This window comes from Flavobacterium sp. GW821-FHT12A05, assembly GCF_058807735.1.
Map to the genome: position 1 here is coordinate 772,798 of NZ_JBXAQY010000002.1, position 15,723 is coordinate 788,520.

Below are 15,723 nucleotides of genomic sequence, written 5' to 3' on the forward strand. Positions count from 1 at the left end.
TATAATTTCTTATATAACTTATATGGTGAAATATTTTAAAAACTATCTTTGCCAAAATTTATAATTCATGTTTACAGCAGCTGATTTTATTCCAAATCCATATACTTCATCAATCGAAAACGGAAACTTTGAATGGAGCGCTCCCAGCAATATTGCATTAGTTAAATATTGGGGAAAAAAAAACAATCAGATTCCGGCAAATCCTTCGGTAAGTTTTACTTTAAACAATTGCAAAACAATTACGAAATTAGGTTTTGAAAAAAGAAACGCTTCTCCCGAAGCCTCGGGATCGCTCAGCGTGACAAATGGTTTTTCTTTTGATTTACTTTTTGAAGGAAAACCAAAAGAAGATTTTAAACCTAAAATCCAGAAGTTTTTAGAAAGAATCGAAGTTTATCTGCCTTTTTTAAAAGACTACCATTTTACGATTGATACACAAAATACATTTCCGCATAGTTCCGGGATTGCGTCTTCGGCTTCCGGAATGGCTGCTTTGGCAATGAATTTTATGAGTTTAGAAAAATTACTAAACCCGGAAATGACGGATGAATACTTTTATCAAAAAGCTTCATTTCTTGCTCGTTTAGGCTCAGGAAGTGCCTGCCGAAGTGTGAAAGGAAAAGTGGTCGTTTGGGGAAATCAAGCTAATATTGAAGGAAGTTCGGATTTATTTGGAGTTGAATTTCCATATACAATTCATGAGAATTTCAAGAATTATCAAGATACTATTTTATTAGTCGACAAAGGCGAAAAACAAGTTTCGAGCACTGTTGGACACGATTTAATGCACAATCATCCTTATGCAGAAAGACGTTTTGCTCAGGCACACGAAAATTTAGACAAGCTGATTTCTATTTTTGAAAATGGTAATCTAGACGAATTTATAAAAGTGGTAGAAAGCGAGGCATTGACTCTGCACGCTATGATGATGACATCAATGCCATATTTTATTTTGATGAAACCAAACACACTTCAAATTATAAATGCGATCTGGAAATTCAGACAAGAAACCCAGATTCCCGTTTGTTTTACACTTGATGCCGGTGCAAATGTGCATGTACTTTATCCCGAAAACGTTAGCGATAAAGTATTACAATTTATTCAAGACGAATTAGTTGTATTTTGTCAGAATGCTCAGTACATTTGCGACAAAATTGGAGAGGGCGCTTTATTAATTGATAATTAACAATTGTTAATTAATAATTGATTAAATTTATGGAGAGAAAAAACATTATTAAAGAAAAATCTTTTGCATTTGCAATCGAAGTTGTTAATCTTTATAAAGTTTTAGCGGAGAAAAGAGAATTTGTATTATCAAGACAGATGTTACGTTCTGGCACATCAATTGGAGCCAATATTAGAGAAGCTGAACATGCTCAAAGTAAAGCAGATTTCATTCATAAATTATCTATTTCTCTAAAAGAAGCAAATGAAACTGAATATTGGTTAGATTTGCTTTATGAAACGAAGTATCTATCTGATATTGATTTTCTAAATATAAAACCAAAAATAACAGAGCTTTTGCGTTTGTTGACAAGCATCGTAAAAACTTCAAAAAACACATAATTATCAATTGTTAATTATCCATTTTCAATTATGAAAGGACCCTTATTTTACTCAAAAATATTACTATTTGGAGAATACGGAATCATCCGCGACTCTAAAGGACTTTCTATTCCTTATAATTTTTACAACGGTGCTTTAAAGAAATCTGAAGAACCTTCAGACGAAGCTATTGCATCAAACAGAAGCTTAACAAGCTTTGCATCTTATCTTGAAGTACTGCAGGCACAACAGCCGGAATTGGTTACTTTTGATTTAGAGACACTAAAAAATGATGTAGCAACCGGAATGTATTTCGATTCTAGTATTCCGCAAGGATATGGCGTAGGAAGCAGCGGTGCGCTTGTAGCTGCGATTTATGATAAATATGCTACAAACAAAATCACGGTTTTAGAAAATTTAACCCGCGAAAAACTATTACAGTTAAAAAATATATTCTCTCAAATGGAAAGCTTTTTCCACGGAAAAAGTTCTGGTTTGGATCCACTGAACAGTTATTTGAGTATCCCAATTTTAATTAATTCTAAAGATAATATTGAAGCAACCGGAATTCCGACTCAAAGTTTTGACGGAAAAGGGGCTGTATTTTTATTAGACTCAGGAATTGTGGGAGAAACGGCTCCAATGGTTAATATTTTTATGGAAAACCTAAAAGACAAAGGTTTCCGCACCATGCTTAAAAACCAATTCGTAAAGTATACAGATGCCTGCGTAGAAAACTTTCTACACGGCGATATGAAATCTTTATTTACCAATACTAAAAAGCTTTCTAAAGTTGTTTTAAATAACTTTAAACCCATGATCCCGGAACAATTTCACGGAATCTGGCAAAACGGAATTGACACAAACGATTATTACTTAAAACTTTGTGGTTCTGGCGGAGGCGGTTATATCCTTGGTTTTACTGAAGATTTAGAACGTGCAAAAGCTTCTCTAAAAGACTATAAATTAGAAGTGGTTTATCAATTCTAAGAACTCTTAAAAGCCGACATTATTTGAGTACATTTTCATAAGTTTTCACCCTAAAAAGTTATTTATTATTATGAAAAGCATTTTAAGAATAATCAAAGCAACTTTTTTAGGAGGAATTCTATTTTTAGCACCTTTAGTAGTATTGCTCATTATACTTGAAAAAGGATACGGCATAATTCAAAAAGTTACGCTTCCGCTGGTAAATTACCTGCCGAGAGTACATGTTTTAGGAATTGCAATTCAGGAACTTGTTGGAACTTTAATCTTAATTCTCATTTGTTTTACTGCCGGCATACTAGCTCGAACAGCCGGAGCAAAAAAACTAATTCATAAATTAGAAAACGGAATACTAAGTTTTGTTCCAGGATATTCGTTCATGAAAAGTATGAATGAAAACATTATAGGAATAGAATCGAAGGAAGATTTAAAAGTAATTCTTGTTCCTACAGATGCCGGCTGGCAATTTGCTTTTTTAATAGAACAAATCGACGAAAATAACTTTACTGTTTTTGTTCCGGATGCACCAAATCCGTGGAGCGGTTCTGTTTGTTTTGTAGAGAAGAAAGACATTAGAGAAGTTGGAATTTCGCAAAAACAAGCCTTGGCCTGTATTAGAAAATTAGGCTATGGCACTAAAGAATTGTTAAAAAACAAACTCTAAATTTCAGGTTTCAAAAATAACCTTTAACTTCAAAATCTAATTTAATCCACAACTTATAATCTATGTTAAGCAGACAACACAAACTTTTAGTAATGAAAATTGTTAGTTTGTTTTCTGTGGTACGCGGTTACAACATTCCAATTATTATTCTGGCACAATATTTATCGGCGATTTTTATTCTGGCTCCAGAAAAAAGAGCGTTAGATATATTGCTGGATTTTTATTTGTTTTTAATTGTATTTGCTTCGGCAGTTACGATAGCCTCGGGTTATATTATCAATAATTTTTACGACAGCCAGAAAGATTTAATCAATCGCCCTAATAAATCAATGCTGGACAGATTAGTTAGTCAAAAAACAAAACTGACCGTTTATTTCAGCCTTAATTTCCTGGCGGTTTTAATGGCTTCGATTGTATCGTGGCGCGCTTTTTTATTCTTTTCAGCCTATATTTTCCTGATTTGGTTTTACTCTCATAAAATAAAGAAATACCCAATTGTGGGGAATTTAACTGCCGCATTTATGGCTGTAATTCCATTTTTTGCCATTTTATTGTATTTCTATAATTCGATTTCGTTTGAAGAAATTGAAAATCACAGAAGTCATTTTGCTGTAATTTCGGCACATGCCATGTTTTTGTTTTTATTGCTTCTGATTCGGGAAATGATAAAAGATTTAGAGAATTTAAAAGGCGATCTGGCTAACGATTATCACACAATTCCCATTAAGTTTAACGAAAGGGTTTCAAAGCAAATTATTACGGTTTTGACATTTTTAACGATAATTCCGGTTTATATTCTGGTCGACATTTATGATGTTGGGTATATGGATATTTACTTTTATGTGTGTTTTATCGTTTTGCTTTTTTTTCTGCTTTATTTGTGGAAATCAAATTCTAAAGAGCAATTTTTATTACTGCATAATGTTTTAAAATTCCTGATTGTTTCGGGCGTTTTCTGCATCGTTTTGATTAATCCGAGTGTTTTATGGCACGGACGTCAATTGATTTCGACGTTTTAGATTTTTAGATTGACCGCTGATTTTACGGATTGAACGGGGTTTTGCTGGTTATTTTATTGCTTTTCTTTTTTGTGCATCTCTGTGAAACCTTTGAGCAACTTTGTGAAATAACTAAATATTTAAAAAGAAGCCTATTGTTTGATTTCTAGCCCCGATTGCAGTGGAAATCCTTTTATTTTTTTCTTTAAAAAATAAAAGATTGGAACGAAAAGCGGGAAACCATGCCTGAAAAAAAGCCAATTGCAATGCTTCAAATTATCTTAAATTTAAAAGCTATCAATCTAAGAACATTGAACTTAAGTTTTATTAGCAGGAAAAAACTATCTTTGCACAAATTACAGAATTTATGAACAATAAGGAAGGCAATAATAAAAGAGGCGGATCGAGACCAAATAGTTCAAGATCAAACTCTAGCAAGCCAAAACCTCCTATGGCTAAACGCGCTCAAGGGCCAAAGAAAGTGAAACCTGCTGTTAAGGCTGCAGAAGAAGAAGCTGCGCAAAAACTTAAGAAACAGAATCAGGCACCTAAGAGACAAAAGGCTTCAGACGAAATTCGCTTGAACAAATACATCTCTAATTCTGGTGTGTGTTCGCGTCGTGATGCCGATATATATATTCAGTCTGGAAACGTGAAAGTAAATGGCGTTCCGGTTACTGAAATGGGTTATTTAGTAAAACTGAATGATGTTGTGAACTTTGATGGTGTTGTTTTGACTCCTGAAAAGAAAGAATACATTTTATTAAACAAGCCAAAAAACTTTACTACTGCTTTTGACGAAGGTCAGGAATATCGTAACGTTCTGGAACTAGTTCGCGGTTCTACGAATGCAAAAATTGCTGCAGTGGGAAGAATGGACAAAAACACAACCGGATTGTTGTTGTTTACAAACGATACGGATATGATTCGTAAGTTTACTTTACCAAACCAGAAATCGTCTAAAATCTATCAGGTTTCTTTAGATAAAAACTTGAAATTTGAGGATTTAGAAAAAATAAGCAAAGGTTTGGTTCTTGACGGCCACCGTGTATTTGTTGAGGAAATAAGTTATATTGAAAAAGAAGCAAAAAGTGAAGTGGGTCTAAAACTTCGTTCATCTAATGTAAAAGTGGTTCGCGCTATTTTCGAACATTTTGATTATGATGTCCTGCGCATTGACCGTGTTGCTTTTGCTGGTTTAACTAAGAAGAATCTTCCTAGAGGGAACTGGCGCTTTTTGACAGATCAAGAAGTTATCAATTTGAAAAACGCATAAAACGTCTTCAAAATTGATTTAAATACAATCCTGTTTTACTTTTGTAAGATGGGATTTTTTTATTTAGAAACTGAAAAAGTTATGTCCGAAAAGTGAAAAGATGGATCTTCCGATGTTTTGATTTTTGTCTTCAACAGATTCGTAACATGAAAATCCTAAGATGATTTTTATTCCGGGCTGAATGCTGTTTAAAATATCTCTTTTTTGTTCTTCTAAAAGTAGTTTTAGACTATCTAATAACTGAATGTTATTTTTAAGATAAGAGATTACAAGGAGTGCAGAAAAGTTAAGTATTTCACGGGCGGTTTCGCTTTTGATGCCGACTTCGTTTGAAATCATTTCAGAAATTCGGCCTTTTTTGTTGGTGAAGATTTCTTTAAGTATTGGATTTCCTTCTATGCGGTAACAGTCGTCGACTGATAAAATTCTGCCGGAAGTAAAATCGACTTCCTGATAAAAACTTGAATTATCTTCTATTTGAGAAACAATTCCTTTGTAAAAACCAGATTCTTCTGCCTTGTTATAGAGACCCATTAAAACTGTACCTATCGAAACATCAATTCCCTTTATCAGGAGTGCATCATTTTCAAAATAAAACTTGTTTAACTTTGAAACAACATTAGAAGAAATAAATCGTCTAAGCTCAATTTGTAGGTTTGGGGTCATACTCATAACTTATTAAATAATTATTTATACTTATTCAAAATAATCGATAAAGTGGGGCTTTTTATCGTTTATCAGGATAAAAATATAAAATATTTTAACATATCCAAAAAATAAGTTAAGAATTTACTAAGAACATTATGAGCATGTTAACAACAAAAACGCTCAATACCAGTAAATATAACCCTTTCGCTATCAAAACAAAGCATATTATTTTTCTTAAAAAGTTCATTTTTTTCTTAAAAAAAGCAAAAAATAAGAAAAAAGCTAAGTATTTGTTACATAATTAAAACAATAAGTTTCGATATTCCCATGTTGTATGGATGAATATTCCAAGATAAATTATACAGAACATAAAGTTAATAAAGCTCGAAGCCAGAAAGCCTAGCAGAGATCCTGTAGCTGCTTTAAAGGCACGTTTATGATTGGTAGAATCGTAAATCATTTCGCCAATTAATGCGCCAACAAAAGGGCCAATGATGACTCCAAAAGGAATTGGAGCAAGAATACCGACTATTAAACCAATGTTTGTACCCCATACTCCGTATGAACTTCCGCCAAACTTTTTAGTGCCTTTTGCCGGAATAATATAATCTAAAACGGTAATGATGATGGTTAGCAAAAGTGTTATTCCTAAAAGCCAATAATTATTATCGACTGCTTTTGTTAGGTATAAAAGCAACAAACCAACCCAGCAGCAGGAAAGCCCGGGCAGAACAGGCAGAAAACTCCCAAATATCCCCACAATCATGCATATAAAACCTAAGATCACCAATAATAAATCCATATATTTTTGTAATTTTGCACTTACAAATTTTTAAACAAATTAGAAATGCGTTATTTGTCGTTAATTCTACTCTTATCTCTGTTATCGATTGGTGCTTCGGGATTTGCACAAAGCAAAAAAATTTCAATCGACGACCAGCTTATACAAGACAGTATCTATAAAAGTAATAAGAAAAAAGTATTAAATTTCTCTATGAAAGAATTTGATGCACTCTTTTTTGAATTTTTTAATCGTAAAAGTGACCCAAATATTGTTTTAAGTAAAGTCGAATTTTACAATTACACAGTTCAAATTGCCGCATTTTCTGATCGTCTTGAAAAATTATATCCAGACCAAAAAAAAGTTGCCGCAGAGAACAAAGAAAAATGGCTTTCGGAAAATTATGAAGATTATTTAGTTTATAAAGCTTCTCAAAAAAAATAATCGTATTTTTATATCATTAATTCTTTTTTCAATTCAAAGTCAAAATCTTGAGGCCTTATTTTTTCTATTTTTTAGTTTTTCTATTTTTCAATTCTTGTCAATATTTTGAGAAGCAGGTTCCGTCTGAAAAAGAATTACTTCAAAAAGAACTAAAATCAATTAATTGGAAAGAAGTAGACGAATATCCAACAGTTGCTGACTGCGAAACCATTAGCGATAAAAAGCAACGCCAAAAATGTTTTTTTGATGTGATGTCGCAGCTTATTCAGGAAAAACTGGACGTAGACAGTTTATCGATTCTTTACCCTGATTTGGATACGATTCAGGTAAAAGTGACTATTTTTCCTAATTCGAAAATGAAATTCGAGCCAAAATTTCAAAAAGATTCTGTAGCTTACGACACGATTAGAATTGACAGCATTCTTCACGCTCGTTTAATCGATTTCCCTAAAGTAAACCCAGCTATAAAACGAGGCGTTCCGGTAAAAACGCAGTTTATTTTGCCTGTTATTATAAAAGCAAAAGATAAAAAATAGGTTTACTATTTCTCATCATCGAAATAATTACATTTTAAATTTTCGATCCTTCCATTCATAAGAGCCAAACAAGCTGTACAAAGCTACTGTAGAACTAAAAAAAGGATAAAGCAAACTGCTTAACAAAAGGCTTTTAATCCTGCTTTTGGTCAAAAACTGATTGGTTTTATAAAGTAAAACAAAGTCTATTGTGAACTTTAAAAATCCAAACAATACTAAAAACGGATAAGCCAAAATTCCGAAAAGGAATAATAAAAAAGCGATTACCAAACTCAAATTCCCGAAGAAAACTATTAATCCCAAATACTTGCCAAAAGTACTTTTATACGAACTTGTTTTGGCTGCCCAGCGTACTCTTTGATAGAATAATGATCTCCAGTTTTCGGTTGGTTTTGTAATTACAATTGCTTCCTGTGCTTTTAAATAATGTACTTCATTTGGAAATTTTTCAATGGCTTTTTGTAATAAAAAAACATCATCTCCACTGGCAATTTTATCGTTTCCTTCAAAGCCATTTAAACTTTCAAACAGCGATTTTGTGTAGGCAAAATTAGCGCCGTTGCACATAAATCCATTGTTTAAACCAAAACTACCCATTGTAGCGCCTTGTAAACTGGTTAAGTCTAACTGCTGAAAATGATGCAGAAATGAACTCTCACATTCATACGAAACCGCTCCGGCCAGCATTGAAACTTTGTTTTCCTGAATATAATTATCAAAAGTCAAAAGCCAGTTTTCCGGAACAATACAATCAGCATCTGTCGTGATAACCCAATTGGTTTTTACGTACTGCATTGCCGTTGTAATCGCATCTTTTTTAGGAGAATTTGAAACACGAATATTATTAATAATTGACAATTGATAATTAACAATTGATAATTGAAACTTTTCATTTGAACTATCATCAACCAAAATCACTTCGAACAAATCTGTTGGATAATTTAGTTTTGAAAAACTATTTAAGAGATTGGGTAGATTTTCTGCTTCATTTCGAAACGGAACTATAATTGTAAAACTTGTTTTAGGTTCAAGGCTTTTATTTTGATATTCCTTCACTTTAAAAAAACCATAAACAAGCAAACCTATACTTATTGTATAAATAGTTAATATGGTTAACAAAGCCCATATCATGCTGTTGTTTTTGTTTTAAAATTCAGCACAAAATAACTCCCCAAAACAACCGGCAGAACAACGTTTAGAAACCACATAAGCGTACTGATGAAAACGACAATCCATTCGTTTACACCCAAAATTCCGAAGAAATAAATAGCAACACTTCCTTTTACTGCAAAGTCCAAAAACTGAAACGTAGGCAGTGACGAAGCCAGAAAATAAACGGATGTAACTGCAGCCATTAAGGTTAGATAAGGTAATTCGACATCAAAAGCTAAAAACAAAAAGTAATACTGATGTGAGAAAACCAAATATCTTAAAATACCTAAAAGAATATTTTTTTGATGAATTGATTTTGGAATCTCATTGATTTTATGAATCAGTTTTTCAATCGAATATCCTTTTATTTTGATCTTTTTTAGAGAGAATAAAACAATCAAAATCACAATAAATCCGCCAAACAAAATCGCAACTGTTTTAGATGTAATAACATTGTACTGGGCATTGAAATACATCAACCCGAATATCCCGAAAATAATCGTTAGAATCATTTGAATTCCGTTGCAGATCAGGTTTAGAAAAACCACTTTTTTAGCTTCACTTTTTGGATAATACAATGCTTTTCCGGCGTACTCTCCTACTCCATTTGGCGTAAAAATTCCGGCAGTTAATGCTGCTAAAACCTGTTTTGCCGCTTCATAAACCGAGATTTTTTGAATTACTTTGGCCAGATTCTGCCATTTTAAAATCTCAAAATAACGATTCAAAACGCTCAAAAGTAAAATAAACGAAATCCCTAAAACCGACTGGTTTTTTCGGAACAAAATAAGGAACTTATTCCAATCGAGTTTGTCGTTATTCGCCAGCTGATTGTAAATAAAATAAAATGCGCCGCCAACAATCAAAAGTTTGATTAGAAGAACTAGGAATTGCTTAGCTTTGTGAGGAATTGAAATCATGTCGCAAAAGTAAGCAAATGCGGCAATTAGAAAATTAGAAAATGTGCCAATTTTCTAAACCTGAAACTTTAAACAAAAATCTTGACAAAAGAACGCATCATATTAGGTATTGACCCCGGAACCACCATTATGGGTTTTGGATTGATAAAAGTTATCAATAAAAAAATGGAGTTTTTGCAGTTAAACGAATTGCAATTGTCCAAATACGACAATCATTACCAAAAACTAAAAATCATTTTTGAACGAACGATCGAATTAATCGAAACGCATTGTCCAGACGAAATTGCGATTGAAGCACCTTTCTTTGGTAAAAACGTACAATCGATGTTAAAGCTTGGGCGTGCACAAGGAGTTGCCATGGCAGCGGGGCTTTCAAGAGGCATCCCGATTACGGAATACGAACCAAAAAAGATAAAAATGGCGATTACCGGAAACGGAAATGCCAGCAAAGAACAGGTTGCCAAAATGTTACAACAGCTTTTAGGCTTAAAAGAATTACCAAAAAATCTCGATTCTACAGATGGTTTGGCAGCTGCAGTTTGTCATTTCTTTAATTCAGGAAAAGTCGTGGCAGGAAAAAGTTATTCGGGCTGGGATGCTTTTGTAAAACAAAATGAAGATAAGATTAGAAAATAGTTTACAGTCGCAGTCACAGTTTACAGCTGAGACTGAGACCGAAAACTGAGACTGAAAACTAAAAAATGAGCGGCATCTACATCCATATTCCTTTCTGCAAGCAGGCTTGTCATTATTGCGACTTTCATTTTTCGACTTCGATGAAAAAGAAAGACGACATGGTTTTGGCTTTGGCCAAAGAAATTGCCATGCGCAAAAATGAACTTCACGAATCCGCTCGAGGTGACAATGAAATTATAGAAACCATTTATTTTGGCGGCGGAACTCCTTCTGTATTATCAAATGACGAAATCAATTTTTTAATTTCAGAAGTTTATAAAAACTATACAGTTTCGGCAAATCCGGAAATTACGCTGGAAGCAAATCCAGATGATTTATCTGCTGAACGAATTCTCGAATTATCTAAAAGCCCTATAAATCGTTTAAGCATTGGAATCCAGTCTTTTTATGAAGAAGATTTAAAAATGATGAATCGCGCTCATAATTCGGCGGAAGCCAAAAAATGTTTAGAAGAAGCAACCAAATATTTTGATAATATTTCACTTGATTTAATTTATGGAATTCCCGGAATGAGCGATGAAATGTGGAAACAGAATATCGAAACGGCTCTGAGTTTCGGCGTTCCGCATATTTCGAGTTATGCTTTAACGGTTGAACCGAAAACAGCTTTGAGCAAATTAATTCAAACCAGAAAAATTGCCGAACCACAAGACGAAGCGGCTTCGAATCATTTTATGATTTTGGTCGATACGCTTCAAAAAAACGGCTTTATTCATTACGAATTATCCAATTTTGGAAAAGAGAATTATTTCTCCAAAAACAATTCGGCTTATTGGTTAGGCAAAAAATATATCGGAATCGGACCTTCTGCGCACAGTTACGACGGAGAAAAAAGAGGCTGGAATATTGCCAATAATTCGCTTTATATAAAAGCAATTCAGAACAATGAACTTCCTATCGAAACGGAAACCTTAACTGTTTCAGATCGTTATAATGAATATATTATGACAGGTTTACGAACCATTTGGGGTGTTTCTTTAGAGAGAATTGAAAACGAATTTGGATTGGAATATTTAGATTATCTCAAAAAACAATCTCAAAAATTCTTAAACGATGATTTGCTTTCAATAGAAAACAACATTCTAAAACCAACTCCAAAAGGAAAATTTTTAACAGATGGAATTGCTTCAGATTTATTTTATCTAAATTTGGAAGAATAAAATTAGCCACGAAGGCACAAAGGCGCAAATTCATTAATCTTTGTGGCTTAACGTCTTTGCGGCATAAAATCCAAATTTGTGCTAGCTAAAATCAACAACTTCGAAATCGACTTATCAAAACCTATTGATATTTCTATTCCATTAACCAATACAGATGAAAACCCAATTGCCTGGTATATAGAAAAACCGGTAATTGAACCCGTAGTTTTTGGCGATTGGATCGGGAAAGTTTCGGAAGGAAAATCATCTACCAACTTTAATAATATTTTCTTCAATCCGCATGGACATGGAACGCACACGGAATGTCTGGGACATATTACGAATGATTTTTTCAGCATTAATCAGTCTTTGAAACAGTTTTTCTTTTTTGCTAATTTAATTACGGTTGAGCCTGAGAAAATTGGAGATGATTTGGTGATTACGAAAGAAAGCATTTCGACTTCGCTCAATGTGACAAGTGCTTCGACTCCGCTCAGCGTGACAGAGGCTTTAATTATCAGAACACTTCCAAATCAAAAAGATAAAAAATCAAGAAAATATTCGAATACAAATCCGCCTTATTTGTCTGAAGAAGCGGCGGATTTCATCCGCGAAAGCGAAATTCAGCATTTATTGATCGATTTACCAAGCGTGGATAAAGAACATGACGAAGGAAAATTATTAGCGCACAAAGCATTTTGGAACGTAAAAGACACGCATAATCTCAATTCTGATGCCAGATTAGAGGCAACAATTACAGAAATGATTTATGTTCCGGATGAAATTGAAGATGGAAATTACATACTAGATCTTCAAATTGCTTCGTTTGAAAATGACGCAAGTCCATCAAAACCGATTCTCTATAAAATTTTAGATTTTAGAGTGTAGATTTTAGATTTACTGAATACTTAAAACTGAGACTGAATACTATGATTAATGTTTCAACAGACAAAACCAAACTCGACGTTCCGTTTATACAAAACTTTTTAAAAGATATTTATTGGGCTGCCGGACGAACAATGGAAGAAGTCCAGACCACAATTGATGCTTCGGTTTGTTTTGGAATCTATTTAGATGACAAACAAATTGGCTTTGCTCGCGTGATAACTGATTATGCTGTTTTTGCTTATTTAATGGATGTTTTTATTGATGAAAAACATCGCGGAAAAGGATATTCATCGATTTTAATTGATACGATGATGAAAGAACCGCAGCTTCAAAATGTAAAAATTTGGAGATTAGCCACAAGTGATGCTCATTTTTTATACGAGAAATTTGGATTTACAAAACTCAATCATCCTGAAAAAATGATGGAAAAAATAGTAGGATGAAACACTAATTTCACTAATTAACACGAAAAAATCAATTAGTGAAATTTGTGCAATTTGTGTTGAATTATAACTTTTTATAATATGAATTTAGAAACGTTTTATGAATATTGTCTTTCAAAAAAAGGAGTGAGTGAACATTTTCCTTTTGATGAAAATACTTTGGTTTTTAAAGTGGGCGGTAAAATGTTTGCTTTATCATCTTTATCGCAATGGGAAAAGAACGAACAGTCTGTCAATTTAAAATGCGATCCGGACCGCGCGCAGGAACTCAGAGCTGAATATGACGAAATTCAGCCTGGATACCATATGAGCAAAGTGCATTGGAACACGATCGTTTTAAACGGAAATCTTCCGGACAAATTCGTTAAGGAACTCATAGATCATTCGTATGAATTGGTTTTCAAAAGTTTGACCAAGAAAATTCAGAATGAAATTATCTAATTAAAAAATTAGGCATTACATTTGCATCGTAAGAAAAAAACTTAGCAACTTAGTTACTAGATAAATTAGCAACTTATACACCATGAAAGAACAATTTAAAAAATTTCTAAACGAAGAACAAGATCCAAAAGCGATTGAAAAAATCACTTCGAAACTTACAGACTTATTAATGAAAGGCGAAGAAGTTGGATATATCGCAGTGCAGAAAAAGCCTGCTATTACTGTTTTTCCTGATAGTATTGTATTAACAAACAAGCGTATTATTATCTGTAAACCTAAAAATTTAGGTCTTTCTATGGATTTTACAGATTATACTTGGGATGATATTGCTAGTACTTTTGTAAAAGAAAACATTTTAGGTTCTGAATTTTCATTTGGCACCAAAACAGATTTAGCTGTTTCTATCGATTATATTCCAAAAATTCAGGCTAGAAAAATTTATACTTACGCTAAAGAACAATTGGACTTATTAAAAAATCCAGTTGTTGCAGCAACACCAATTCAGGAAACTGTTGAACCAGTTTTTGAAGAAGAAGCAGAAGAAATTGAAGAGGTTGAAACAGAAGAAGTAACTAGTTTTGCAGAAATTTTACCTGCAGCGCCAGTATATACTGAAACTTTTGAGCCAATTCAGCCAGCGCAGCCTTCAACCGGAGAACGCAAATTAAGCGAATTATCTAAAGAAGAACTTTTTGACAAACTACAGAATTACAAAAAACTTCTTGACAACGGATTGATCATGCAGGGTGAATATGACGCTTACAAAAAAGAGATATTAAGTTATATGTAAATCTAACCGCAAAGAACGCAAGGATTTTACGCAAAGTTCGCAAAGAAAAAAACCATCAATTTATGTTGATGGTTTTCTTTTATAAATACTTGGCGAACTTTGCGGTATGCCTTTGCGCTCTTTACGGTTAAGCTCTCACAGAGTCGCTTTCTGTTTTTCTACAAATTTATGCGATTGCAGTTCCAATAATTCTTTTGCGTTTTTTCGCTGCAGATCGTATAGTCCATTATCTCCGGAAATATCGGCATAGACCTTATCATGCATTTCGGCGCTGGTTTTAACCAATAATTGACGTTGGTATTTGTTTTGTTCCAAAGTCGCTTTCATCGCTGTTTCGGCTTCTTCCTGTTTAAAATCGAATTCGCCTTTTGGTGCTAATAATTTAGCAATAATGGGAGACGTTTCGATCGCCAGAAACAACAGCATGATAAAAAACGACGGAAGCCAAGGCAGTTTATTCAGTGCATTTATACGTGCCATTAATCCGTCGAAACCTTCGATAATAGGCTGTGTCTGCGAAACTTTTTTATCTAAATCGGTCTGAAGCTTTACACCGGCTTTTTCTTTTTCCGCAATTTTAGCTTCGTTTGCGGTTTTTAACGCTGCAAATTCTTTTAAAGCTGCATCATGTTTTTCGCGTTTCTCTTTATAAACCGGACCTTTCCCTAATTTCTTAGTTCCAGCAGTTCCTTCTGCTTCTGTAATATAAGTCGAATACAAAGCATTTACTTCTTTCTCTTTTTTTACAATATCTGCTTTTAGAGCCGCAATCTCCGCTTTATTTTTATCTAAATCTGTTTTGAAATACGTTCCAATCTGCTTTTTATTAGCCAATTCCATTTCATTTTTTTCTTTCAATAAAACGGTATTGATTTCTTTTTCGAAGATTTTAATCTCTAAAGGTTTCGAAATTACAATAGCAATAATAACCGCCAAAATAATTCGCGGCGTTGCCTGCAGAAATTCGTCCATAAAACGATCTCTCTTTTTAATGGTAGAAACGATAAATCGGTCCAGATTAAAAATCAGTAAACTCCATACAAATCCAAAAATTAAAGCCGGATAAATAGAATCGAAAACGGTAAAAAGCGCATAAGCACTGGCCAGAAAGGCCATAACTGCGGTAAAAAACACGGTGGCACCAATACCAACATATTTGGTTTGTTCGCCTTCTGAGCATCCTTCTAATATGTCTCGGTCCGCGCCGGAACAAAGGATAAAAAATTGTTTTAACATGATTGATGATTTTTGATTGTGATTGATACGGCAAATTTAGCGCCAAAATTTTAATTCTCAGGTAAATAGTTGATTTGTTTTTACTTGGCGCTATAAAATTCCTTTTTTATTAAATGTTATTTTAACATTAATCTATTTC

General features: G+C 33.4%; 19 protein-coding genes. 14 read left to right on the top strand and 5 right to left on the bottom strand.

The genetic code is table 11. The features are described from left to right. The first annotated feature begins 67 nt into the window (after nt 1–67). From AC1RRQ_RS06645 to AC1RRQ_RS06670, 6 genes are all read left to right on the top strand, one after another. A complete protein-coding gene (locus tag AC1RRQ_RS06645; protein WP_493022224.1) occupies nt 68–1,186 on the top strand; it encodes a diphosphomevalonate decarboxylase in 1,119 nt (372 codons plus the stop codon). A gap of 29 nt (nt 1,187–1,215) precedes the next feature. Continuing rightward, nucleotides 1,216–1,566: a four helix bundle protein gene (locus AC1RRQ_RS06650; protein ID WP_493022225.1), complete on the top strand. Its 351-nt coding sequence runs from the start codon at nt 1,216–1,218 to the stop codon at nt 1,564–1,566. 30 nt (nt 1,567–1,596) lie between these two features. Next, on the top strand, nt 1,597–2,535 hold the full coding sequence (locus AC1RRQ_RS06655) for a mevalonate kinase family protein (protein ID WP_493022226.1): 939 nt from the start codon (nt 1,597–1,599) through the stop codon (nt 2,533–2,535). 70 nt (nt 2,536–2,605) lie between these two features. Then, nucleotides 2,606–3,196 carry a DUF502 domain-containing protein gene (locus AC1RRQ_RS06660; RefSeq protein ID WP_493022227.1) on the top strand — a complete coding sequence of 197 codons (591 nt, stop codon included), beginning with the start codon at nt 2,606–2,608 and terminating at the stop codon, nt 3,194–3,196. Nucleotides 3,197–3,258: 62 nt separating this feature from the next. Then, nucleotides 3,259–4,215, top strand: coding sequence for a geranylgeranylglycerol-phosphate geranylgeranyltransferase (locus AC1RRQ_RS06665; RefSeq protein ID WP_493022228.1), 957 nt, complete (start codon nt 3,259–3,261; stop codon nt 4,213–4,215). Between the two features lie 346 nt (nt 4,216–4,561). Further along, nucleotides 4,562–5,470, top strand: a complete 909-nt coding sequence (locus AC1RRQ_RS06670; protein WP_071636064.1) for a pseudouridine synthase — start codon at nt 4,562–4,564, stop codon at nt 5,468–5,470. Between the two features lie 63 nt (nt 5,471–5,533). On the opposite strand, the gene AC1RRQ_RS06675 is transcribed toward AC1RRQ_RS06670, so the two are convergent. Both AC1RRQ_RS06675 and AC1RRQ_RS06680 read right to left on the bottom strand, forming a co-directional pair. After that, complete coding sequence (locus tag AC1RRQ_RS06675) at nt 5,534–6,136, bottom strand: DUF937 domain-containing protein (protein WP_493022229.1); 603 nt, start codon at nt 6,134–6,136, stop codon at nt 5,534–5,536. 283 nt (nt 6,137–6,419) lie between these two features. Then, nucleotides 6,420–6,920: a DUF456 domain-containing protein gene (locus AC1RRQ_RS06680; RefSeq protein WP_493022230.1), complete on the bottom strand. Its 501-nt coding sequence runs from the start codon at nt 6,918–6,920 to the stop codon at nt 6,420–6,422. A gap of 45 nt (nt 6,921–6,965) precedes the next feature. Here AC1RRQ_RS06680 and AC1RRQ_RS06685 point away from each other — a divergent pair, with 45 nt between their 5' ends. Both AC1RRQ_RS06685 and AC1RRQ_RS06690 read left to right on the top strand, forming a co-directional pair. Next, nucleotides 6,966–7,343 carry a hypothetical protein gene (locus AC1RRQ_RS06685; protein WP_493022231.1) on the top strand — a complete coding sequence of 126 codons (378 nt, stop codon included), beginning with the start codon at nt 6,966–6,968 and terminating at the stop codon, nt 7,341–7,343. Between the two features lie 47 nt (nt 7,344–7,390). Further along, entirely contained in the window at nt 7,391–7,879 is a 489-nt protein-coding gene (locus AC1RRQ_RS06690) for a hypothetical protein (protein WP_493022232.1), read from the top strand. Between the two features lie 27 nt (nt 7,880–7,906). On the opposite strand, the gene AC1RRQ_RS06695 is transcribed toward AC1RRQ_RS06690, so the two are convergent. Together AC1RRQ_RS06695 and AC1RRQ_RS06700 are read right to left on the bottom strand one after the other, a co-directional pair. Beyond that, nucleotides 7,907–9,010, bottom strand: a complete 1,104-nt coding sequence (locus AC1RRQ_RS06695) for a glycosyltransferase family 2 protein (RefSeq protein ID WP_493022233.1) — start codon at nt 9,008–9,010, stop codon at nt 7,907–7,909. After that, entirely contained in the window at nt 9,007–9,951 is a 945-nt protein-coding gene (locus tag AC1RRQ_RS06700) for a hypothetical protein (RefSeq protein ID WP_493022234.1), read from the bottom strand. Before AC1RRQ_RS06700 ends, AC1RRQ_RS06695 begins: the two co-directional genes overlap by 4 nt. 81 nt (nt 9,952–10,032) lie before the next feature. Between AC1RRQ_RS06700 and ruvC the strand changes: the two genes are divergently transcribed. From ruvC to AC1RRQ_RS06730, 6 genes are all read left to right on the top strand, one after another. Beyond that, nucleotides 10,033–10,587, top strand: coding sequence for a crossover junction endodeoxyribonuclease RuvC (gene ruvC, locus AC1RRQ_RS06705; RefSeq protein WP_193846381.1), 555 nt, complete (start codon nt 10,033–10,035; stop codon nt 10,585–10,587). A 65-nt stretch (nt 10,588–10,652) separates the two neighbouring features. Then, nucleotides 10,653–11,807, top strand: coding sequence for a radical SAM family heme chaperone HemW (gene hemW / locus AC1RRQ_RS06710; protein WP_493022235.1), 1,155 nt, complete (start codon nt 10,653–10,655; stop codon nt 11,805–11,807). Nucleotides 11,808–11,885: 78 nt separating this feature from the next. Beyond that, nucleotides 11,886–12,674, top strand: a complete 789-nt coding sequence (locus tag AC1RRQ_RS06715; protein WP_493022236.1) for a cyclase family protein — start codon at nt 11,886–11,888, stop codon at nt 12,672–12,674. A gap of 41 nt (nt 12,675–12,715) precedes the next feature. Further along, nucleotides 12,716–13,117: a GNAT family N-acetyltransferase gene (locus tag AC1RRQ_RS06720; protein ID WP_493022237.1), complete on the top strand. Its 402-nt coding sequence runs from the start codon at nt 12,716–12,718 to the stop codon at nt 13,115–13,117. Nucleotides 13,118–13,198: 81 nt separating this feature from the next. Next, a complete protein-coding gene (locus AC1RRQ_RS06725; protein ID WP_493022238.1) occupies nt 13,199–13,558 on the top strand; it encodes an MmcQ/YjbR family DNA-binding protein in 360 nt (119 codons plus the stop codon). Between the two features lie 82 nt (nt 13,559–13,640). Continuing rightward, nucleotides 13,641–14,348, top strand: a complete 708-nt coding sequence (locus AC1RRQ_RS06730; RefSeq protein WP_493022239.1) for a PH domain-containing protein — start codon at nt 13,641–13,643, stop codon at nt 14,346–14,348. Nucleotides 14,349–14,483: 135 nt separating this feature from the next. On the opposite strand, the gene AC1RRQ_RS06735 is transcribed toward AC1RRQ_RS06730, so the two are convergent. Beyond that, nucleotides 14,484–15,584, bottom strand: coding sequence for a DUF4407 domain-containing protein (locus AC1RRQ_RS06735; protein ID WP_493022240.1), 1,101 nt, complete (start codon nt 15,582–15,584; stop codon nt 14,484–14,486). Nucleotides 15,585–15,723: the final 139 nt, after the last annotated feature.